At 73.5% G+C, this 21,131-nt stretch carries 18 protein-coding genes; 13 read left to right on the top strand and 5 right to left on the bottom strand.

Annotated elements, in window-relative coordinates; genetic code table 11:
• Positions 1 to 55 precede the first annotated feature (55 nt).
• Both KIT14_08445 and KIT14_08450 read left to right on the top strand, forming a co-directional pair.
• Positions 56 to 1,624, top strand: a complete 1,569-nt coding sequence (locus tag KIT14_08445; protein ID MCW5890567.1) for a hypothetical protein — start codon at positions 56 to 58, stop codon at positions 1,622 to 1,624.
• The gene (locus KIT14_08450; GenBank protein ID MCW5890568.1) at positions 1,621 to 3,180 is read left to right on the top strand and encodes a hypothetical protein; all 1,560 of its coding nucleotides are present in this window, start codon (positions 1,621 to 1,623) and stop codon (positions 3,178 to 3,180) included. Before KIT14_08445 ends, KIT14_08450 begins: the two co-directional genes overlap by 4 nt.
• Here KIT14_08450 and KIT14_08455 read toward each other — a convergent pair.
• Positions 3,158 to 3,514, bottom strand: a complete 357-nt coding sequence (locus tag KIT14_08455) for a response regulator (GenBank protein MCW5890569.1) — start codon at positions 3,512 to 3,514, stop codon at positions 3,158 to 3,160. The two genes, KIT14_08450 and KIT14_08455, sit on opposite strands and share 23 nt — an antisense overlap.
• A gap of 161 nt (positions 3,515 to 3,675) precedes the next feature.
• Between KIT14_08455 and KIT14_08460 the strand changes: the two genes are divergently transcribed.
• Positions 3,676 to 5,112 (top strand): glycosyltransferase, encoded by a 1,437-nt coding sequence (locus KIT14_08460; protein MCW5890570.1) that lies wholly within the window; start codon positions 3,676 to 3,678, stop codon positions 5,110 to 5,112.
• Positions 5,113 to 5,191: 79 nt separating this feature from the next.
• On the top strand, positions 5,192 to 6,427 hold the full coding sequence (locus KIT14_08465; GenBank protein MCW5890571.1) for an acyl-CoA dehydrogenase family protein: 1,236 nt from the start codon (positions 5,192 to 5,194) through the stop codon (positions 6,425 to 6,427).
• Positions 6,428 to 6,464: 37 nt separating this feature from the next.
• Here KIT14_08465 and KIT14_08470 read toward each other — a convergent pair whose 3' ends face one another.
• Positions 6,465 to 6,785, bottom strand: coding sequence for a hypothetical protein (locus tag KIT14_08470; protein MCW5890572.1), 321 nt, complete (start codon positions 6,783 to 6,785; stop codon positions 6,465 to 6,467).
• Between the two features lie 127 nt (positions 6,786 to 6,912).
• On the opposite strand from KIT14_08470, the gene KIT14_08475 reads away from it, so the two are divergent.
• The 4 genes from KIT14_08475 (at position 6,913) to KIT14_08490 (ending at position 11,687) form a co-directional block, all read left to right on the top strand.
• Positions 6,913 to 7,521, top strand: coding sequence for a glutathione S-transferase family protein (locus KIT14_08475; protein MCW5890573.1), 609 nt, complete (start codon positions 6,913 to 6,915; stop codon positions 7,519 to 7,521).
• Positions 7,518 to 8,876 carry a hypothetical protein gene (locus tag KIT14_08480; GenBank protein MCW5890574.1) on the top strand — a complete coding sequence of 453 codons (1,359 nt, stop codon included), beginning with the start codon at positions 7,518 to 7,520 and terminating at the stop codon, positions 8,874 to 8,876. Before KIT14_08475 ends, KIT14_08480 begins: the two co-directional genes overlap by 4 nt.
• An 11-nt stretch (positions 8,877 to 8,887) precedes the next feature.
• Complete coding sequence (thrH, locus tag KIT14_08485; GenBank protein MCW5890575.1) at positions 8,888 to 9,502, top strand: bifunctional phosphoserine phosphatase/homoserine phosphotransferase ThrH; 615 nt, start codon at positions 8,888 to 8,890, stop codon at positions 9,500 to 9,502.
• 103 nt (positions 9,503 to 9,605) lie between these two features.
• Positions 9,606 to 11,687: a radical SAM protein gene (locus KIT14_08490; GenBank protein ID MCW5890576.1), complete on the top strand. Its 2,082-nt coding sequence runs from the start codon at positions 9,606 to 9,608 to the stop codon at positions 11,685 to 11,687.
• A gap of 12 nt (positions 11,688 to 11,699) precedes the next feature.
• Here the strand turns inward: KIT14_08490 and KIT14_08495 are convergent, their stop codons facing one another.
• Together KIT14_08495 and KIT14_08500 are read right to left on the bottom strand one after the other, a co-directional pair.
• Entirely contained in the window at positions 11,700 to 12,404 is a 705-nt protein-coding gene (locus KIT14_08495; GenBank protein MCW5890577.1) for a glycosyltransferase family 2 protein, read from the bottom strand.
• Positions 12,405 to 12,460: 56 nt separating this feature from the next.
• Positions 12,461 to 13,936 carry a hypothetical protein gene (locus KIT14_08500; protein ID MCW5890578.1) on the bottom strand — a complete coding sequence of 492 codons (1,476 nt, stop codon included), beginning with the start codon at positions 13,934 to 13,936 and terminating at the stop codon, positions 12,461 to 12,463.
• A gap of 157 nt (positions 13,937 to 14,093) precedes the next feature.
• Between KIT14_08500 and KIT14_08505 the strand changes: the two genes are divergently transcribed.
• On the top strand, positions 14,094 to 15,584 hold the full coding sequence (locus KIT14_08505) for an NTP transferase domain-containing protein (GenBank protein MCW5890579.1): 1,491 nt from the start codon (positions 14,094 to 14,096) through the stop codon (positions 15,582 to 15,584).
• A complete protein-coding gene (locus KIT14_08510; GenBank protein MCW5890580.1) occupies positions 15,581 to 17,350 on the top strand; it encodes a hypothetical protein in 1,770 nt (589 codons plus the stop codon). The genes KIT14_08505 and KIT14_08510 overlap by 4 nt, the downstream gene beginning before the upstream one ends.
• Positions 17,351 to 17,847: 497 nt before the next feature.
• Here the strand turns inward: KIT14_08510 and KIT14_08515 are convergent, their stop codons facing one another.
• Positions 17,848 to 18,030 (bottom strand): hypothetical protein, encoded by a 183-nt coding sequence (locus KIT14_08515; protein ID MCW5890581.1) that lies wholly within the window; start codon positions 18,028 to 18,030, stop codon positions 17,848 to 17,850.
• 111 nt (positions 18,031 to 18,141) lie between these two features.
• Here KIT14_08515 and KIT14_08520 point away from each other — a divergent pair, with 111 nt between their 5' ends.
• Genes KIT14_08520 through KIT14_08530 form a run of 3 tightly spaced genes read left to right on the top strand, consistent with a single transcriptional unit; the run spans position 18,142 to position 21,074 of the window.
• Positions 18,142 to 18,975, top strand: coding sequence for a phytanoyl-CoA dioxygenase family protein (locus KIT14_08520; GenBank protein MCW5890582.1), 834 nt, complete (start codon positions 18,142 to 18,144; stop codon positions 18,973 to 18,975).
• Positions 18,972 to 20,132 (top strand): FAD-dependent monooxygenase, encoded by a 1,161-nt coding sequence (locus KIT14_08525; protein MCW5890583.1) that lies wholly within the window; start codon positions 18,972 to 18,974, stop codon positions 20,130 to 20,132. The genes KIT14_08520 and KIT14_08525 overlap by 4 nt, the downstream gene beginning before the upstream one ends.
• Before the next feature lie 3 nt (positions 20,133 to 20,135).
• Positions 20,136 to 21,074 (top strand): TIGR03560 family F420-dependent LLM class oxidoreductase, encoded by a 939-nt coding sequence (locus tag KIT14_08530; protein ID MCW5890584.1) that lies wholly within the window; start codon positions 20,136 to 20,138, stop codon positions 21,072 to 21,074.
• The last annotated feature ends 57 nt before the right edge of the window (positions 21,075 to 21,131 follow it).

The raw sequence follows: 21,131 nt of genomic DNA on the forward strand, positions 1-21,131 counted from the left end.
GCCGGTTCGCCTGCCGACCTTTGCCTCCCGGCCGTCCGCCGGGTCATAGAGGGGCATGATCCCGGCAGACGATGCGCGCGCCGCGCGGGTCGCGGCGCTGCTCGTCGCGCTGGTCGGCATCGTGCACCGGGTCGTCCTGTTCCTTGCCTACCGCGACGAGCTGCGTGCGCTGATCGCGGACAACCGGATGTGGTACACGGGGCAGAACGCGCCGATCGCGCTGCTGCATCAGGATCTCGGCCTGACGCTGCTCCTGCTCCAGGCCTCGCCGCCGCTATCGAGCCTCCTCATCGGCCTCCTCACCCACGTCGTCTCGTGGCCGGTCGCGGGGGCGGAGGTGCTCACCGGGCTCCAGGGCGCGATCACGATCGCCACCGCGCTGCTGCTGCATCGGTTGCTGCGCGCCTGCTTCCCGGGACGGCTCGTGCTGACGACGGCGGTCGCGATCGCCTTCGTCCTGCACACGGGCGTGGTGGTGCTCGAGTACAACTCGTTCGGGCAGACGATCTACGAGAACCTCGCCATGCTGCTGACGCTGGGCCTGGCGGTGCTCCTCCTGCGCGTGCGCCGGACCGGGCGGGCGAGGGATGCCGCGTGGGCGGGACTCGTGGCGGGGCTCCTCGTGCTGACGCGGGCGGTGTGGTCCTACGTGGCGCTGCCCGGAGCGCTGTTCGTGGCGCTGCTCGTGCCGCGGGCGCGCAGCCGCGCGGTGCTCGCCTTCCTGCTGCCGCTGGTCGTGCTCCAGGGCGCGTGGGTGGCGAAGAACGCCTGGGTCTTCGGGCGGCTGTCGTGGGTCACGTCGTCGTGGGGCGGCTACAACGTGACCAACGGCCTCGACCGCCTCGGCTACGGCGACGTCTTCCGGCAGTACTTGATCGCGCGCAACGACCCGCCCTGGCTGGCGGAGGCGATGCGGCACCCGGCGGCGTCGATCGAGGCCATGGTGCCGCCCGAGTACCCGCGCCGCGATCAGGAGCTCGCGGCGCGCTGGGGCATCGGGCCGTGGGCGCTCAACACCACCGCCGCCGCGGCCCTCTTCGACGGCTTCGCGCACAACTTCTGGCACTTCGCCCTCGACCGGCCCGACGTCGTGCTCGACAAGACGTGGCGCTCGTACCGCCTCTTCTGGGAGCCGATGGCGAACTACGGCGTGCAGTACGTCGCGCTGTTCGCGCCCGAGGCGACGGCGGCGAGCGCGCTCGATCCGGCCGGCGTCGTGCGCGACCTGACGACGGGCGTGGTGCCGCAGCAGCTCGGGGTGACGTCGGGGGCGTTCGCGTTCGGCCGCCGGCTCGCGCTGCGGCCCGCGTCGCTCGGGACGCCGCGCTGGCTCGACGAGCCGCGGTTGCTCGCGACCGCGATCGGCGTCCACCTGCTCGCACCGCTCGCCGCGCTCGGCTGGCTCGTGCGGCGCGGGCGCGGCCCGCTGCCGGAGCCGGACGCGACGCGCGCGGTCGTGCTCCTCGTCTGCGGCACGCTGATCGCGTACCTCGCGCTGGCCTCGAGCCTCGGCGAGCACGGCGAGAACATGCGCTTCCGCCTCGGCGTCGAGCCGCTCATCTGGACGGTCACCCTGGTCGGCGCCGCCGGCGCGTGGCGGCTCGTGCGGCCGGGGCCGGGATGACGGCCGGCCGGCGCACCTGGCTCGCGACCGGGCTCGTCGCCCTCGTGGGTCTCGTGCAGCGCGCCTGGCTGCTGGTCGCGTTCCGGGCCGAGGGCCAGGCGCTCCAGACCGCGAATCCCGAGGTCTACATGGCGCACCACGCGCCGCTCGAGCTGCTGCGCGACCATCTCGGCGTCGTGCTGCTGCTCCTCCAGCAGACGCCGCCGGTGTCGAACCTGATCTTCGGGCTCCTGGTGAAGGCGTTCTCGTGGCCGCACGGCGTGACCCAGGCGCTGCTCGTGCTCCAGGGGGCGACGTCGGTGGCGGCGGCGGTGCTCCTGCATCGCCTGCTGCTCGGGCTCTTCCCGGGGCGGCTCGTCGTGGTGACGCTCGCGGCGCTCTACTTCGTGCTCGACGTCGACCTGATCGTCCTCGAGTACAACGCCTTCGGGCAGACGTTCTACGAGAATCTCGGCATGCTGCTCGTGCTCGGGCTCGCGGCGACGCTGATGCGCCTCGGGCGCACCGGGGCGCCGCGCGCCGCCGCCCTCGCGGGCCTGTGCACCGGGCTCCTCGCGCTGACGCGGGCGACGTGGTCGTTCTTCTGGCTGCCCGGCCTGGCGCTCGTCGCCTGGCTCGCGCGCGGCCGCCGGGCCCGCGCCGCCGGCGCCTTCCTCCTGCCCGTGCTGCTTCTGCAGGGCGCCTGGTGCGCGAAGAACACCTGGGTCTACGGCCGCTTCACGATGACGACCTCGTCGTGGACCGGCTTCAACCTGATGAACGGCCTGCGCGGGGCGGGCTATGCCGAGCCGTTCGGGCGCTGGGTCCTCGATCACGGCGACCCGCCCTGGATGGCCGAGGCGCTCGCCCCCGGCGGCGTCGCGCGTCTCGGCGACATCCTGCCGGCCGAGTACCGCGAGCGCGACGCCGCGCTGGCCGCGCGCTGGGGGGTCGAGAACTGGGGCTTCAACACCGCCGTCGCCGGCGCGTTCTTCGCGGCGTTCGAGCGCAGCTTCACGCCCTTCGCGCTGCGCCACCCGGACGTCGTGCTGATCAAGACCGCGCGGGCCTACGCCCTGTTCTGGCAGCCGATCGCGAACTTCGGCCGCATGTACATCTCGCTCTTCTGCACCCCCGCGCGCACCACGAGCGGGCTCGACGTCCCGGGCGTGCTGCGCCAGTGGGCGTCGGGGACGCTGCCCGAGCCCGTGCTGCTGACGAGCGGCCGCCAGGTCCGCCGCCGCTTCGCGCCGGTCGCGATCGGCAGCCCGACCTGGCTCGACCCGGCGCGCTTCCTCGCCACCGTGGTCGGCGTCCACGTGCTCGCCCCGCTCGCGGTGGTGCTGCTCGTCCGCCGGCGCCGGCACGGCGGGTCGCCGACGCCCCGCGAAGCGGCGCGCGCGACGGCGCTGGTCGTGTGCGGCGCGCTGTACGTCTACCTCGCGGTGTTCTCGAGCCTCGGCGAGTACGGCGAGAACATGCGCTTCCGTCTGGGCGTCGAGCCCCTGATCTGGCTGCTGACGGCGCTCGGCGCGGCGGAATGCCTGGCGGCGCTCAGACGCCGCAGTGCTCGCTGACGACGCGCAGCAGGCGCTCGAAGTCGAGCGGCTTGCGCAGCCAGCCCGCGACCTGGAGGTGGCGGGCGTCCTCTTCGACGGTCGGCGAGCCGGAGTAGATCACGACCGGCACGTCGCGCGCGCCGTCGAGCTTGCGCTGCTCGTTGCGGAAGGCCCAGCCGTCGAGCCCCGGCATCATCAGGTCGAGCAGGATCAGGCCGGGACGGATGCCCCGGCGCAGGACGGCCAACGCCTGCTCGCCGTCGCGGGCCTCGATCACCTGGCAGCCCGTCTGCTCGATGAGATAGGCGAGCGCCTCACGGGCGTCGTCGTTGTCGTCGACGAGCAGCAGCATCGCGCGGTCTCGGGCGGTGGACGACCGTTCCATGTCGCGCGTGACCCGCGCCGGGCCACACCCACCTCCTATCCCATCGCAGCGGTAGGGGAAGCCCCGGTCGCGAGCCGGGCGTTCGCCGGCTTGTGTGCCCGGGCCGGGCACGGTTATCAGGCACGGTCGTGCCCGCTCCTCAGCTCGCCGTCATCGCCGCCGCCGGCCGCGGGCGTCGCATCCATCCACGCAGCCTGACCGTGCCGAAGGTCCTCCTCGAGGTCGACGGCAAGCCGCTCCTCGTCCGCAACGTCGAGCTCCTGCGTGACGCCCTCGGCATCCGGCGGCAGGTCATCGTGGTGGGCCATCTCGCCGAGCAGGTGCGCGCCCGTCTGGGCGACGGGCGCGAGCTCGGCGTCGAGCTGACGTTCGTCGACAACCCGCGTGTCGACGAGGGCCTCGGCACGTTGCTCGAGGTGGTCGAGCCCCACGTCCGCGAGCCCTTCGTGCTGATGCTCGGCGACGAGCTGTACCTCGGCTCGAACCACGCCGAGCTCGCGGCGGTGCCCGAGCCGTGGGAGGCGGTGTGCGCGATCCACCACACCGACGACACCGAGCTCATCGCCAAGAACTACTCGGTCGAGCTGGACGACGGGCGCATCACGGCGCTGGTGGAGAAGCCGGAGAAGCCGCCGACGCCGTACGTCGGCTGCGGCACCTACCTGTTCACGCCGCAGATCTTCGACGACGCGCGCCGTACGCCGCGCTCGGCGCGCACCGGCCGGCTCGAGCTCACCGAGGTCATCGACCAGGCGGCGAAGCGCGGCGGTCTCGTGCGGCCGTTCGTGTTGACGGGGCACTACGTCAACGTGAACTCGGTCGACGACCTCAACACCGCCGCCTTCCTGGCCCGCTCGGCGCGCCGTCCGAAGGTGAGCGTCGTCATCCCGGCGTGGAACGAGGCGGCCGCCATCGGCCGCGTCGTGCGCGACTTCCGCCCCCACGTCGACGAGGTGGTGGTGATGGACAACCTGTCGACCGACGGCACCGGCGACCTCGCGCGCGAGGCCGGCGCCGTCGTCCATTCGCGCAAGCTCGTCGGCTACGGCGACGCGCTCCGCCAGGGCATGGAGGCGGCCAGCGGCGACATCTTCGTCCTGGTCGAGGCCGACGGGACGTTCGCCGCGCGCGACCTCGGCAAGCTGCTCGAGTACCTGAAGGACGCCGACATGGTCGTCGGCACGCGCACGACGCGCCAGATGATCCAGCAGGGCGCGAACATGGACGGCATCCTGCGCTGGGGCAACGTCGTCGTCGGCAAGCTGATCGAGGCGCTGTGGTGGAAGCTCGAGCCGCGGCTCACCGACGTCGGCTGCACCTACCGCGCGATCTGGCGCGACGCCTACCGCAAGATCCGCCCCTTCCTCACGCGCGACGACGCGGCGTTCTCGCCCGAGATGATGATCGAGGTGCTGCGCAGCGAGCAGCGGCTCATCGAGGTGCCGGTGCACTACTTCAGCCGGCGCGGCGGCGAGTCGAAGCACTCGTCGAGCCGCTGGCACAGCATGAAGACCGGCATGCGGATGCTGCGCCTGATCCTCTCGAAGCGCTTCGACGTGGGCTGACGGCGGCTCGCGGGTCGCCCCGGGCGGATCGCCCCGCGACTCTTTCCCCCGCGGGCGTTCCGGGCGAGGATGCCCGCCCATGGCCATCGACTTCACCTTCCCGCCCGACGTCGAAGACATCCGCCAGAAGGTCCGCGCGTTCATGACCGCGGTCGTGAAGCCCGGGGAGGGCGATCTCTCGATCGACCGTCACGACCCCGAGGGCCGTCAGAAGCTCATCCGGACGATCCTCACGCTGCGCGAGAAGGCGAAGGAGTGGGGGCTCTGGCTGCCGCACATGCCGGCCGAGTTCGGTGGGCTCGGCCTCGGGCCGACGGCCATGGCCGCGGTGTCGGCCGAGTCGGCGCGCACGTCGCTCGGCGCCTTCGTGCTGAACTGCCAGGCGCCCGACGAGGGCAACATGCACACGCTGCTCCACTTCGGCACGCCGGAGCAGAAGCGGAAGTACCTGAAGCCGCTCTGCGACGGCTACGCGCGCTCGTGCTTCGCGATGACCGAGCCCGAAGTCGCGGGCTCCGATCCCACGCTCATCAAGACCCACGCCGTGAAGGACGGCGACGACTGGGTGGTGAACGGCCACAAGTGGTTCATCAGCGGTGCGCGCGGCGCGAACTTCGCCATCCTGATCGCCAAGACCGATCCCGACGCCGACCCGCCGCAGGCGCGCAACACCGCCTTCATCGTCGACCTGCCCGCGGAGGGCTGGGAGATCGTGCGCGACGTGAAGACGATGTCGGGCAGCCACAACCACTGCGAGATCCGCATCGAGAACCTGCGCGTCCCGACCGCCAACATCCTCGGCGAGCGCGGCGGCGGCCATCGGCTCGGCCAGGTGCGCCTCGGGCCGGCGCGCCTCGCTCACTGCATGCGCTGGATCGGCCAGGTCGAGTACGCGCTCGAGCAGCTGATCGACCGCGCCACCAAGCGCTTCGCGCACGGCTCCCTGCTCTCCGAGAAGCAGGGCATCCAATGGAAGATATCCGAGTCGTCGATGGAGCTCTACGCCGCCAAGCTCATGGTCCTGCACGCGGCCTATCTCATCGAGCGCGGCGAGCCCTTCGCGACCCCGGTGTCGATGTGCAAGTACCACGTCGCGAACACGCTCTGGCGCGTCGTCGACCGCGCCATCCAGGTGCACGGCGCGCTCGGCTACTCGACGGACACGCCGCTCGCCGGGATGCTGCTCCAGGCGCGCTGGTCGCGCTTCGCCGACGGCGCCGACGAGGTGCACCTCATGCGCATCGCGACCAACGTCACCGACGCGTACACGAAGCACGGCACGATCGGCTCGGCGTTCGGCAACCTGCCGATCTGAGCCGCGGGCGCCGCAGCCGCGCGCCGTCGGGTCGCGATCACCCGCTCCTCGGCGCCGGCAGGACGGGGAGGCCGAGCAGCGCGGCGTCGTCGCGGACGCGGGCGTCGGTGCTGAGCATCGTCAGATCGGGAAAGAGCCGCCGGAGCGCCAGGGCGCTCGCGAGGTGCAGCGCATCGAGGGTGCGCACCGGCTCGGCCGGGAAGCGCGCTTCGGCGCGCGCGGCGACGTCGGCGGACATCTCCAGGACGGTCCGGCGACTGGCGGCGCGGGCCAGCGCCTGCCGCACCGTCCCGGCGTCGACCTCGCGCAGATAGCCGCTGAGCCGGTTCTTCAGCTCGCGGACCGCGACGGCCTTCACGCGTCGACGTGGCCACCCAGGGTCAACGCGCCGCCTGGGACGCCCGCAAGGCGCGCCCGCGGCCGGGCGCGCCTTGCCTCCCCGCCGCCCCCCGCGTAGTCGTCCGCCGCAGGAGGGACCCCCGCCCATGCTGCTCTACGACGCCCGTCGTGCGCCGAACCCGCGCCGCGTCCGCATCTTCCTCGCCGAGAAGGGTGTGACGGTGCCCGTCGTGCAGGTCGACATCGCGACGCGCGAGAACGACGCCGAGGACTTCCGCCGGAAGAACCCGATGGCGACGCTGCCGGTGCTGGAGCTCGACGACGGCACGATCATCGCCGAGAGCGTGGCGATCTGCCGCTACGTCGAGGAGACGCATCCGGAGCCGCCGCTCATGGGCACCGACGCCAAGGACCGCGCGCTGGTCGAGATGTGGCAGCGGCGGATGGAGCTCGAGCTGTTCGGGCCGGTGACGCAGTCGTTCCGCAACACGCACGAGTTCTTCGCGGGCCGCATCCCGCAGGTGCCCGAGTACGGCGCGGTGGCGAAGACGTGGGCGGCGACGCGGCTCGCCTGGCTCGACGCGGAGCTGGCGCCGCGGCCGTTCGTCGCCGGCGAGCGCTACACGATCGCGGACATCACCGCGCTGTGCGCGGTCGACTTCGGGCGCGTGACCGACATCCGCGTCCAGCCCGATCAGCGGCACCTGGCGCGCTGGTACGAGGCGGTCTCGTCGCGTCCCAGCGCCAGGGCGTGAGCCGCGCGGCGCCTCTGCGCGCGGGACGGTGCCTGCCGCGCGCCGGCGCGGTCGCGGTCGCGGCGATTCTGCTGGCGCGGGTCGCCGCGGCGGCGGTGCCGGCGGAGCCGGCGGCGGTGCTCGATGCGCTCGTCGCGGCGCAGGCGGCCGACGGCGGCTGGCATTTCGCGCCCGAGGCGGACGGCCGTCCGCACGGGCACACGTGGGTCATGCGGGTCGCGGAGTGGCTGGCGCAGAGGCTCGGTGGCCCGCACTGGGACCTCGTCGTCGTGCGCAGCCCGGGCACGCCGTCGGCGGGGCTGGCGCTGGTCGCCGGGTGGCGGGCGACGGGGAGGGCGCAATGGCTCGCGTCGGCACGCCGCGCGGGCGACTTGCTGATCGCCCTCCAGCTCGCGCCGGGGGGCTGGGTCTCGGAGATGCCGGTCGAGCGGGGACGGCTCACCGCCTGGTTCCCGTGGGTGTCGCCGCGCATCACGCTCGACGACGACGTCACGCCCGGCGCCGTGCGCTTCCTGCTCGCGCTGTGGGAGGCGACGGGGGACGCGCGCTACCGCGACGCGGCCGTGCGCGGCGTCGACCTGCTGGCGGGCGCGCAGCTGCCGTCCGGCGCCTGGCCGCACGTGTGGCGCCCGCGTTGGATGCACGTCGTGCGCCGCTCGCGCGACGACACCGCGAGCCTGAACGACGGCACCACGCCGCTCGCCATCGACACGCTCGTCGTCGCCGCGGCGGCGCTCGGCCGGCCCGACCTGCTGCGCGCGGCCCGGCACGGCGGCCGCTGGCTGCTCGCGGTGCAGCACGGTGAGCCCCGCGCCGGCTGGGCCCAGCAGTACGACGCCGAGGGACGGCCGGCGCCGATGCGCGTCTTCGAGCCGGCGGCGCTCGCCACCTGGGAGTCGCGCCACGCCGTCGAGGCGCTCGAGACCCTGGCGCGGGCGACGGGCGAGCCGCAGTGGTGCGAGGGAGCGCGCCAGGCCGCGCGCTGGCTCGCCGACGTCGCGCTCGCGCCCGGTTGCTGGGCGCGCCTCCTCGACCCGACGTCGGGCCGTCCGCTCTACCTCGCCGCCGACGGCACGCGCGTCCCGCTCGCCGCCGCGCGCCCCGGCTACGACTGGACGGGCGACTTCGGCATCCCCGCACTGCTCGTGCGCTTCGGTCTGGCCGGCGGCCCGGAGCTGCCGATCCCCGCCCCCGGCGACCCGCTCGCGTGCCCCGGCCGACCCGACCCGTTCCGTACCCACGGCGGGGCGCGCGCCGTGGCGGCCGACGCGACGCTCGCGGTCGCGGTCCTGGCGCCGCGGCCGCCGTCGCCGTGCGCGCCGGTCGCCCTTGTCCGCGCGGAGGGCCGCCGCTAGGGTCCGCGCCCATGATCGTCTGTCTCGACCTGGAGGGCGTGCTCGTCCCCGAGATCTGGATCAACGTCGCCGAGCGTACCGGGATCGCGGCCCTGCGGCGGACGACGCGCGACGAGCCCGACTACGACAAGCTGATGGCCGGCCGCCTGGCGATCCTCGACGAGCACCGCCTCGGCCTGCCCGACGTCCAGGACGTCATCGCGGGCATGGATCCGCTGCCGGGGGCGGTCGAGTTCGTCGAGTGGCTGCGCAGCCGCACGCAGCTCGTCATCCTCTCCGACACCTTCGAGCAGTTCGCGACCCCGCTCATGCAGAAGCTCGGCTGGCCCACGCTCTTCTGCCACCGCCTCGAGGTGGAGGCGGGCGGACGCATCGCCGGGTGGACGCTGCGCCAGCCCGACGCCAAGCGCCGGGCGGTCGAGGCCCTGCGCGGCCTCGACTTCCGGGTGGTGGCGGCGGGCGACTCCTACAACGACACGGCGATGCTGGGGGCCGCCCATGCCGGCATCCTCTACCGCCCTCCCCAGAACGTGATCGACGAGTTCCCGCAGTTCCCGATCACCCGCACCTACGACGAGCTGCGGGCCGCGCTCGTGGCCCACTCCGGGGGCGAGCTGTCCGCCTGACGACGCGAGCCCGTGCGGTCCGCCATGTGGGGTGGGGGCCGGTGGCTCGCGGCGACCGGAATCTCGGTTGACCGTTTCAGCGGGCGCGTGGTCAACTCCGCCCATGGACGTGCGCGTCTATCTGGCCGATCTGCGCCACAACTTCTCGGGCGTGTTGGCCAACGACTGCATGCCGCTCGGGGTGGCCTACATGAAGGCCGTCATCGACCGCGACCTGCCGTCGGTCGAGTCGCGGCTGTTCGCCTATCCCGATCGGCTGCAGGCGGCGCTCGAGTCCGAGCCGCCGCACGTCCTCATGCTCACCAACTACATGTGGAACGAGTCGCTGAGCTTCCACTTCGCCCGCCTGGCGAAGCGGCTGCGGCCCGAGACGCTGGTGGTGATGGGCGGCCCCAACATCCACCTCGAGCCGGATCGGCAGGTGGCCTACGTGGCCGCGCACCCGGAGATCGACGTCTACGTGCTCGGCGAGGGCGACTTCCTGGCGCGCGAGGTGGTGCGGGCGTTCGCCGAGGCCGGCAGCTCGATCCGCGGCTTCGGGACCACGGAGGTGCCGTCGTGCATCTACCGGCGGCCCGACGGCGAGCTGGTGCGCACCCCGATGTGGGAGCGCGAGGCGCAGATCGAGGAGATCCCGTCGCCGTGGCTGTCGGGCGCGCTCGACGAGTTCTTCGACGGCAAGCTCGCCCCGCTCCTCGAGACCAACCGCGGCTGCCCGTTCCAGTGCACCTTCTGCGTGCAGGGCGTGCGCTGGTACACGAAGGTCCACAACTTCACCAAGGACCGCATCCGCGAGGAGATCGAGTACATCGGCCGGCGCATCCAGGCCGTCTGCCCCTCGATGGGCTTCCTGCGCATCGCCGACTCGAACTACGGCATGTTCGAGCGCGACATCGAGATCTCGAGCTACATCGGCGACGCCCAGAAGCGGTACGGCTGGCCGAACTACATCGACGCGACCACCGGCAAGAACCGGCCCGAGCGCGTGATCCAGTCGCTCGAGAAGGCGAACGGCGCGATGGTGATCTACCAGGCCGTGCAGTCGCTCGACGAGACCACGCTCAAGAACATCAAGCGCTCCAACATCTCGAAGGAAGCCTACGCGCAGGTGATGATCCACGTGCGCGGCCGCGGGCTGCGCTCGCTCTCCGACCTGATCCTCGGCCTGCCGGGCGAGACGCTCGAGTCGCACCTCGCCGGCATCGCCGAGCTGCTCGACGCCGGCACCAACGAGATGCACCTCTTCCAGGCCATGATGCTGAAGGGGTCGGAGCTGGAGACCGCCGACTCGCGGGCGCGCTACCAGTTCGAGTCGCGCTTCCGCGTGCTGCCGAAGAACTACGGCATCTACGCCGGCGACAAGGTGCTCGACTGCGACGAGGTGGTCGTCGCCACCGACACGATGTCGTTCGAGGACTACCTCGAAGCGCGCCGCTTCGCGCTGGCGTTCTCGATCTTCTTCAACAACTCGTGGTTCGACGACGCGGCGGCGCTCGCCTACCGCTTCGGCGTGAAGCCGTCGGAGTGGATGATCCAGATGCGGCGGTCGATGGAGAGCACCGACGGCCCCGTCCGCCGCCTGCTCGAGCAGTTCGTCACCGAGACGCGCAACGAGCTCTTCCCCACGCGCGAGGCCTGCGAGGCGTTCTACCAGCAGCCCGAGAACTGGGAGCGGCTGCTCGCCGGCGAGATCGGCGACAACCTCATGTACAAGTACCGGGCGATGGCGGCGTTCTTCGAGTGGCCGGCCGTCTGCCGGGTCGCCATGCAGGGCACGCGCGACCTGCTGCGCGCGCGCGGCGCCGACCGCGAGATCGTCGACTTCGACCGGCTGTGGGAAGACTTCGAGACCTACGTCCTGCACAAGCACACGCACGGGGCGACGCGCGACGCCGTCCTGGCGCCGACGACCGCCGAGCTGCGCTACGACGTCGCCGGCTGGATCGAGGCCGGCCTGCCGAACAACACCACGCCGTTCCGCCTCGCGGGGCCGCGACAGTTCGTCTTCGAGCTGAAGCCCGAGGCGGCGCGCGAGCTCGACGGCCTGATCCAGGTGTGGACGCTCAGCCTGCGCGGGCTCACCAAGGGCGTCACGCGCATGCGGACGACCGCGCTCATCCGCGAGTGCCGGCCCGCGGGTACGCCGCGTCCCGACCGCGACGAGCAGGCCGCCGCGGCGGTCTGAGCCGACGACGCGTCAGGCGGCGCGGGCGCGACGGTCGACGCCGCCCGTCCCGCGCAGGCGGAAGCGCAGCATGTGCAGGACGAGCCCGAGCGCGACCGGCACGTGGCGCATCTTCGACTCGCCGCGGTCGCGGGGCTCGTAGCGGACGGGCACCTCGGCGATGCGCACGCCGGCCTCGGTCGCCATCGCGCCCAGCTCGGCGACGTTCTCCCAGCCGGCGCAGCGCAGCCGCTCGAGCGGCAGCGCGCTGCGGCGCACCCCGCGCAGGCCGGTGCAGAGGTCGGTCGTGCGCTGGCGGAAGAGCAGGTTGAAGACCCCGCTCATCACCCGGTTCCCGAGCACACGGATGCGGCTCATGGCCGGCGGCTCGGGCTCGAGGAACCGCGACGCGTACACCACCGGATGCCGGCGCAGGGCCTCGAGCAGACGCGGGATCGCCTCGGGCGGGTACTCGAGGTCGGCGTCGATGAGGACGATCAGCTCGGCGTCGCCGGCCGCGATGCCGTCGCGGATCGACGTGCCCCAGCCGAGGTCGCGCTCGTGGCGGACGAGGCGCGCCCCGCGCCGCTGGATGCGGGCGATGGTGTCGTCGGTGGAGCCGTTGTCGACGAAGATCAGCCCCTCGAACAGTCCGAGCGCGGCGACCCGGTCGCACAGCTCGTCCACGCAGGGCGCCTCGTTCAGCACGGGCACGACGATGTCCACGGACGGAGACACGAGGCTCGCCTTCATGGCACGGGCCGTCCGTGTGGCCAACCGGGACGGCGGTCGTCTCAGGGCGGCACCAGGAGGGTGGCGATGCGTCCGCCCCGGCGTCGCGCGGCGAGCTGCTCGGGGTCGGTGGCGACGAATTCGACGCGCCGTCCCGCCGGCTCCGTGGCCGGCCCGAAGATCACGTACACGCCGGCGAGGCCGGGGAAGGTCCAGCGGCCCTGGAACATGGCCAGGAACTCCATCGGCGGGAAGGCCGTATTGGGGATGCGGACCGTGGCGCCGGGCGGCGCGGCCGCCACCTGCGCCGCGATCTCGCCGAGAGCCGCCGCGGTGAGGCGTCGCTCGCCGGTGTGGAGGGGCAGCAGGAGCGGCGCGAGCACGAGCCCGGCGACGCCCGCGGCGGCCCAGGCACCGGCGATCGCCGTGCCCACACGGCGCACGAGGGTGCCGAGGGCGACGACGAGCGCCAGCGCCAGCATCGTCTGCGCGGCGTAGTGGTAACGCTCGCCGACCGCGCCGCGCATGTCGGCCGTCGCCCACTGGACGCCCCGTCCCAGCGCCACCACCCCCCAGGCGCCGAGGGCGAGCAGCAGGGCCGCGACGATCCAGCGCCGGTCCCGGGCGCGGCCGCGCCACAGCCCTGCGCCGAGGACGCCGGTGACGGCGAGCAGGCTCGCCGCCACCAGCCACGGCCGGCCGCGCAGCGCGCCCGTGAACGGTCCGCCGACAAGGCCCGTCGTGCCGGTGTCGGCGAGGTGCCCGAGCAGGGACGCGGTGCCGTCGGGGCGGGACAGCACGTCGCGCAACGCGGGCATGACCGTCTGCATGATCGCCGTGTGGGGCGGCGGGAAGAGGTGGTGGAGGAGCGCGAACGTCGCGAGCAGCAGCGGCGGGACGACGAAGAGGAGGAGGCGGCTCGGCGTCGAGGTCGCGTGCGGCGCGGCGACCAGCGCCGCGAGGGGGAACGCCGCGGCCACGCCGAAGCCGGTGCCGTACAGCGTGGCGATGGCGAAGAGCGCCAGCATCCAGCCGGCGGCGGCGCCGCCGCCGAGGACGCGGCCGCTGCGGTCGCGGGCGTCGAGCCGGAGGAGGAGGACCAGCAGCACGGTCGTCAGCAGCGCGTGGCCGTGTGCCGCGCACCACGTCAGCGTGCCCGCGTGCATCGGCGACACTGCCCAGGCCGTCGCCACCAGCGCGGCGATGCCGCCCGCGCCCGTGAGCCGCGCCCCGAGGCGCTGGAGCAGGACCGCGTTGGCGGCATGGATGAGGAGCGCGATCGCATAGAACGGCGCGGGATGCGGGCCGAACGCCGCGTGCTCCAGCGCGAGGAGCGCGTTGCGGGCGGTGTTCACGTGCCCGAACATCGGGCCGAGCAGGAAACGGACGAGGCCGCCGCCGTTCGCCAGCTCGTAGAGGACCTGGAAGTCGTCGTTGAAGAAGAACGCGCCGACGAGGTCGCGATACGCGACCAGCGCCACCACGGCCGGCAGGACGGCGGCGACGATTGCCGCCCGGCGGGCACGGGTCGAGGGCACCGGCCGCACGCTAGCCGGCCGGCGGCGCGCCTGCCAAGCGCGACGCCGCCTGCGCCGTGCGGGCTGCCGCAGCGTCGCCGGCGCGATTGACCCTCGCGCGGGCGACACGGTAGACGCCGACCCGCGCCCGGGGTCGTCCGGACGTGCCAGCGATGACATGGGCGAGCTGATCGGCCTCATCCCCGCCGCGGGACGGGGGGTACGCGCGTACCCGTACACCGACACCATCCCCAAATCGATGCTGGAGGTGGACGGCGTGCCGCTCGTGCAGCGCAACGTCGAGCTGCTGCGCGACCAGCTGGGCGTGCGCGAGCTGCGCATCGTCGTCGGCCACCACGGCCACGTCATCCGCGAGCACCTGGGCGACGGCGCGCGCTTCGGCGTGCGCATCACCTATCTCCAGAACGACCGCCTCGACCTCGAGCTGTCGTACTCGATCTTCCTCGGCACGCGCGGCCTCGACGCGCCCTGCGTCGTGGTGTTGGCCGACGAGTGCTACGTCGGCTCGAACCACCGCCGGCTGCTCGACGTGCCATGGCGCGACGCCTTCGTCACCTGCGGCGTGCGCCAGGCGGAGTCGGCGGGGCAGGTGCGCAAGAACTACGCGGTGACGGTGGAGCGCGGCTTCATCACGGCGGTCGAGGAGAAGCCGCGCGTCGCCCAGGGACGCCTCATGGGCACCGGCACGTGGCTGCTGACGCCCGCCGTCTACCCGCAGCTCGCGGCCGAGTTCGCCGATCTGCCGAGCCGGCGTCCGTTCGACTGGGTCGCGTGGCTCGGGGCGCAGGGCCGCACCGGCGCGCGCCTGCTGCCGTTCCACCTGAGCGGCGGCTACGTGAACGTGAACTCGCGCGACGATCTCCACCACGCGAACTACCTCGCGCGCGAGGAGCGCGCCGAGCGCCACCGCGCCAGCCTCGTGCTCGTCGTCGACCAGTGGGAGGCGCGCGTCGCGGACGCGGTCGCGGGCTTCCTCGAGCGGCCGGAGATCGCCGAGCTCGTGGTCGTGAGCCGCGGCCGCCTGCCCGACGAGGAGCGCCTCGCCGGGCTGGAGCGCGTGCACCGGCTGGTGGTCGGCGACCTGCCCGTCGGCCGGCTCGTCACCGCCGGGCTCGACGCCGCGAGCGGCTCGATCCTGCTCCTCAGCTACCACGACGAGACCTTCGCGCCGCGCGACGTGGCGAAGCTGCTCGTCTATCTGCGCGAGGCCGACATGGTCGTCGGCACGCGCACGACGCGCCAGATGCTCGAGCAGGGCAGCAACATGCGCGGCAGCGTGCGCGCCGCGCACCTGCTTCTCGCCAAGCTCACCGGCGTGCTCTGGTGGCAGTTCGAGGCGCGCTTCACCGACGTCTGCTCGATGTATCGCGGCCTGTGGGCGTCGACGTATCGCGCCATCCGGCCGAACCTGGTCGCCGAGGGCATCGAGGTGTTCCCCGAGCTCGGCGTCGAGGTGCTGCGCGCGCGCCGCCGCATCGTCGAGGTGCCGGTGAACTACCGCAATCCCGACATCGACAGTCCGTTCGTCCACTCGCGCTACCAGCGCGTGGCGACGTTCCAGCGCGTGCTGGCGCTGCTCGTACGGCGGCGGATCGAGCCCGGCGGCACCCGCCGGCCGACGCCGCCGACCACCGGACCCGCCGCATGAGGGCGGTGTCGTGGCTCGCCGGCGCGCTGCTCGCGCTCGCGGCGACGGCGTATCTCGCCTTCGGGCTGCACCTCGGGCTCGAGTGGATCGACGAGGGCCACATCGTCTACCCGGCCTGGCGGGTAGCGAGGGGCGAGCTGCCCTATCGCGACTTCCAGCAGCTCTACGGCCCCTCCGTGTTCGTGCTGAACGGGGCGCTGCTGCGGCTGTTCGGCGAGGAGCTCGCCGTCGTGCGCGCGGGGCTGCTGGCGGTGAAGCTGCTGCTCGGCGCGCTCGTCTTCGTGCTGGCGCGCGACGTCGCGGGACGCGGGCTGGCGCTCGCGGTGACGGCGGCGTTCGTCGTCATCTGGGGCACGCCGATCTGGGTCTTCAACGCCCCCTACGCGAATCACTACGCCCTCGCCTGCCAGCTCCTGGCGGTGGCGGTGCTGCTCCGAGGTCGCGCCCGTCCGCTGGTCGCGGCGCTCGTCGCCGGCGTCCTCGTCGGCGTCGGGATGACGTTCAAGCAGACCGCCGGCGTGTTCGCCGCCGTAACCGTGGCGCTGTTCCTGCTCGCGCCCGACCGGACCCAGGGCGAGCCGGCATGGCGACGGCTCTTGTGGTGGGCGGCGGTGCTGGCCACGGCGGGCGTCGTCGTCGCCTACCTGCGCGAGCGGACGCCGGCGGCGCTCGTGCTCGCGCTGCCGCTCGCGGGGCTGGTGGCGGTCGCCGCGGGGCGCGGCGGCGGCGACCGGGGCGGCGGCGTGCGTGCGCAGCCGTTCGCCGCGCTGCTCGTCTTCGCCGCGGGCGCTGCGCTCGCCCCCGTCGCGGTCGGCGTCGTGTTCGCGGCCGAGGGCACGCTCGGCCGCCTGCTCGCCGACACGCTGCTCGAGCTGCCCCAGCGCGTCGCATGGTTCATCCCGCTGAAGCCGCCCGACGTCCGGGGCTGGTTCGGCGCCGGCACGTTCGGCCTCGTCCTGTGGCTGCCGGTGTTCGTGCCTCTGGCGGCGGTGCCGCTGCTCGCGGCCCGCCGGTCGGGACCCGGCGGCGACGCCGCGCCGTGGCTGCTCGCCTGGACCGCCGCCGGCTGCTGCCTCGCCATGTATCCCGCGGCCGACATGCCGCACGCGCTCATGCTGCTGCCGGCGCTGCTGCCGCTGCTGGCGTGGGCGCTGGCCGTCGCCGCGGGACCGCGCGGCGTGCGGCGTGCGGCGGTGCTCGCACTCGCCGCCGCGATCGCCGTCGCGATCCTGCGCACGCCCGTGCAGCAGGCCCGTGCCGTGATCGCCGCCCCGATCGGGCCGACGCTGCCGCGCGCGGCTGGCATCCGCACCATCCCCGTCGCCGCGGACGACAACGCGGCGTTGCTCGCGTTGCTCGCGAAGGAGCCCGCCGAGCGCGAGCTGCTGATCCTACCGAGCGAGCAGATGACGTACTTCCTCGCGGGGCGGCGCGCAGCGCTCCAGGACCGCGAGTACGTCCTCTATCTCGCCACCACCGGCTTCGTGCACCCCGAGGACGCCCGCGCCGCCTTCGACGAGGAAGGCGCCATCGCCCGCCTGGTCGCGACGCGCCCGCTCGTGATCGAGCACGACGTCGGCCCGTATCTCGCCCGCGTGCGGACCATGTTCCCGACGCTCGCGGCATTCCTCGACAAGTACTACCGCGAGCGCGAGCGCGCCGGCCGCTACACGGTGCTGGAGCCCGTCATGGGGCCGGCAGGGCAGGTGGATTCGAGCCTGGTGCCGCCGGCCCCGCCGTCGCCGCCGGGAGCGCTGCCGCATTGAGCGCGTTCGCGACCAGCTCGGCGAGCCGCGCGTAGCTCGCCGCGGTCGGGTGGCCGTCGGCGAGCAGCAGCCCGCACGGCGGCGTCGGGCGGCGCTCCGCGAACACCGGCGCGGGGGCGACGAGCGGCGCCGCTCCCGAGCGGCTTCGGTCGCCGCTCCCTCGTCCACGCCCGCGGGCCCTCCGGGCGCGCCTTCCAGCGCAGCGAGACGTCGACGTCCGCGATCTGCGTCACCGCCGAGCCGGGGCGATGGTCGCCGGTGCAGGTCGCCGTGAGGCCCTCGTCCGGACCGAGCAGAGCTTCGGACTCGGGACACTAGACGGCGAGAGCCTGCGACGCCGCGGGTGGTCGCATCGAGGAGGCTCCAGCGTGGCAACGTCCGCCCCTTCGGGTCCGCTCTCCACCGTCGCGCGGCGCTCGCCGCTGCGGGCGTGCCGCCCGAGCGGCTCGTGCCGTTCGACGCACAGGTCTGGGTGCGGATCACGCGGTGAGGGCGCGTCAGGTCGCGCTGCGGGCCGAGCCGCGCACCGGCGGCGCAGCGACGTCGTCGAGATGGTCGCGCGTCGTGCGGGCGTTCTCGGCGGCTTCGGCGAGGAGCGCCTGGATCAGCTCGGACGGGGTCCGGGCGTTGCGAGCGCGCTGGAGGCGCTTCAGCAGCCCGGCGTGCACCCGAACGGTCACTGCCTTGTAGGATGCCAACGGCCGGAGGCATGCCACCGATCGCCGCCCCCGTGCAAGGGGGTTCGACGGGTGGCGACGACGCGTCGCCGGATGGTATCCCGGTCCATCGCGATGGCGACGCCGCTTCCACTCGACACCAAGTTCACGCTCGGCGCGACGATCACCGACGAGCAGCGCGCGTTCCTGCGCGAGCACGGCTTCATCCACTTCCGCCGCGTCGCGACGCCCGACGAGGTCGCGATGCTGTGCGAGGAGATGGAGCGCATCGAGGCGCAGTGGTTCCGCGAGGGCCGCACGCACGTCTTCGGCATCCCGCTCTTCTTCGGTCGCGATCACGAGCAGCGGCCGTTCCTACAGCGGCTCGCGTTCACGTCGGTCTTCTCCGAGCGCATCCACGCCTTCGTGCGCGACGAGCGCTTCCGGCCGATCCTCGGCCTCGTCGGCGCCGAGGCGCGCATCGGCGACAGCGAGAAGGACGGCGTGGTCATCAATCGGTATCTCAACGTGCCCGGCAGCGTGTACCCGCGGCTCGGCTGGCACACCGACGGCCTGCGCGATCTCTTCTACGGCCGCATGCCGCAGGAGATGCTGAACGTCGGCCTGCACCTCGACCACTGCACGCGCGACAACGGCGGCCTGCGACTGATCCCCGGCAGCCACACGCAGGGCTTCTGGTCGATGTGCTTCCGCAAGGTCTACTTCGTCTCGCACGGCGAGGATGCGAGCGAGGTCTGCGTCGAGACCGAGGCCGGCGATCTCACCGTGCACGACGGGCGGCTGTGGCATCGCGTCGCGCTCTCGCAGCGCGAGGGCGCCGCGAGCCTGCGCCGCTCGATGTACCTGCCCTACCTGACCGGTCCCTACGAGCCGAAGAGCGAAGAGAGCCCGACGCCCGCGTACCACAAGCTGGGCCAGCTGCTGCGCACGGTCGGGCGCCGGATGTGAGCCGCGTCCTCGTCGCCGGCGCCGGCATCGGCGGCGCCGCGTGCGCACTGCTGCTGGCGCGCGACGGCGCCGAGGTGACGCTGCTCGAGCGCGTCGCCGAGCCGCGCGCGGTCGGCGCCGGCATCCTGCTCCAGCCGAACGGCCTCGCGGTGCTCTACGGCCTCGGCCTCGAGGCGTCGCTGCGGAACGTCGGCACCGTGCTGCGTGCCGGCGCCGTCATGGACGCCGCGGGCCGGCCGATCCTGCACACCACCGTGCCCGACTTCGGCGAGGGCCTCGACCACCTGCTCGCCATCCGCCGCAGCCACCTCCAGACGGCGCTGCTCGACGCGGTGGCTGCCGCCCCGGGCATCACGTCCCGCTTCGGCGCCGACGTGCGCGAGGCGTCGGCCGACGGGCGTGTCGTCTGGGAGGAAGGCGGCGCGACGCGGACGGAGACGTACGATCTCGTCGTCGGCGCCGACGGCGTCCACTCCCGCGTCCGCGCCGGCGGCCGCTTCGACGCCCGCACGCGCGACGGCCTCACCTACGTGCGCGCCCTGGTCGCGCCCGGCGTGCTGGACGGCGTCGGCGAGTGGTGGACGCCGCTCGGCATCTTCGGCGGCGCCCCGCTCGACGGCGCGACCTACGTGTTCGCGTCGACGCGTGCTCCGGCGCTGCGCGACGCGCTCGCCGCGCGCGACGTGGCGGCGCTCGCGTCGCACTGGCGCGGCGTCTGCGAGCCGGCGGGGCGCGCCTTCGCGAGCCTCGGCGACGCCGACGCGCTGCTCGTCAACACCGTCCGCCGCGTCGACTGCGCGCGCTGGTCCGACGGCCGCCTCGTCCTCGTCGGCGACGCCGCGCACGCGATGGCGCCGAACCTGGGGCAGGGCGCCAACAGCGCCCTCGTCGACGTCGCGCTGCTCGCGGGCGAGCTGCGCCGCGGCGGCGACGCGCTCGCGCGCTGGGAGCAGCGTCGCCGCCGCCCCGTGCGCCGGGTGCAGGACACGTCGCAGCGCATGGGCCAGCTGAGCCATCTCCGCAATCCGCTGGCGCGCTGGGCGCGGGACAACCTGCTCCGCGTGGTGGTAGAGCTCGCCGGCAGCGAGAGCGCGGTCCACGCCGCGATGCAGGAAGACCCGGCGTGGCTGCGGCGCGTCGTCGAGAGGAGAGCCTGACCCATGACCCGACCCGTGCGCTTCGGCGTGACCCTTCCCCAGATCAAGCGCTCGTGGGCCGACGCCCGCGCCGCCGCCGTCGAGTTCGACCGCCTCGGCTTCGACTCGGTGTGGGTGTGCGACCACCTCTACGGCGTGCCGATGCCCGCGTTCCCGATCCTCGAGGCATGGAGCCTGCTCGCCGCCGTCGCCGCGGTGACGGAGAAGGTCGAGCTGGGCACACTCGTGACGCCGCCGTACTTCCGCAACCCGGCGCTGCTCGCGAAGCAGATCGCGACCATCGACAACATCGCCGGCGGCCGCGTCATCGCCGGGCTCGGCAGTGGCTGGTTCGCGGCGGAGTTCGAGGGCTACGGCGCGCCGTTCCCGCCGGTGGCGGAGCGGCTCGAGGCGCTCGAGGAGACGTGCGTGCTCTTCCGCAAGATGTGGACCGAGCCGGCGGTCACGCTCGACGGCCGCTACGCTCGCGTGCAGGAGGTGATCTGCGAGCCCAAGCCGGTGCGCGTGCCGCCCATCCTCATCGGTGGCGGCGGCGAGAAGAAGCTCCTGCGCATCGCCGCGAAGCACGCCGACATCTGGAACAACCTCGCCGTCCACCAGGCCGACCTCGGCCGCAAGGTGGAGGTCCTGCGCCGCCACTGCGACGCCGTCGGCCGCGACCCGGCCGAGATCGAGGTGTCGCAGCAGTGCCTCGTCGTCATCGCGGCGGACGAGGCCGGGGCGAAGGACGCAATGGCGAAGGCGGCGCGCATCTACGGCGGGCACATGGGCGGCGGGCTCGAGGAGCACGGCATCTGGGGCACGCCGGCGCAGGTGACCCGGCGCATCGAGCGGCACGTGAAGCTCGGGTGCACGACGTTCGTGATCGAGTTCTTCGGGAAGGACACGCGCGAGCCGGCGCGGCTGTTCGCCGAGGGCGTGCTGCCGCACTTCCGGGGGTAGGGTGCTGCTGGCCCAGTGATCCCAGGCAGTTGCGGGCTTTTCCTACTCCTCGGGCCG

It is taken from the genome of bacterium, from assembly GCA_026129405.1.
Classification (GTDB): domain Bacteria; phylum Desulfobacterota; class Binatia; order DP-6; family DP-6; genus JAHCID01.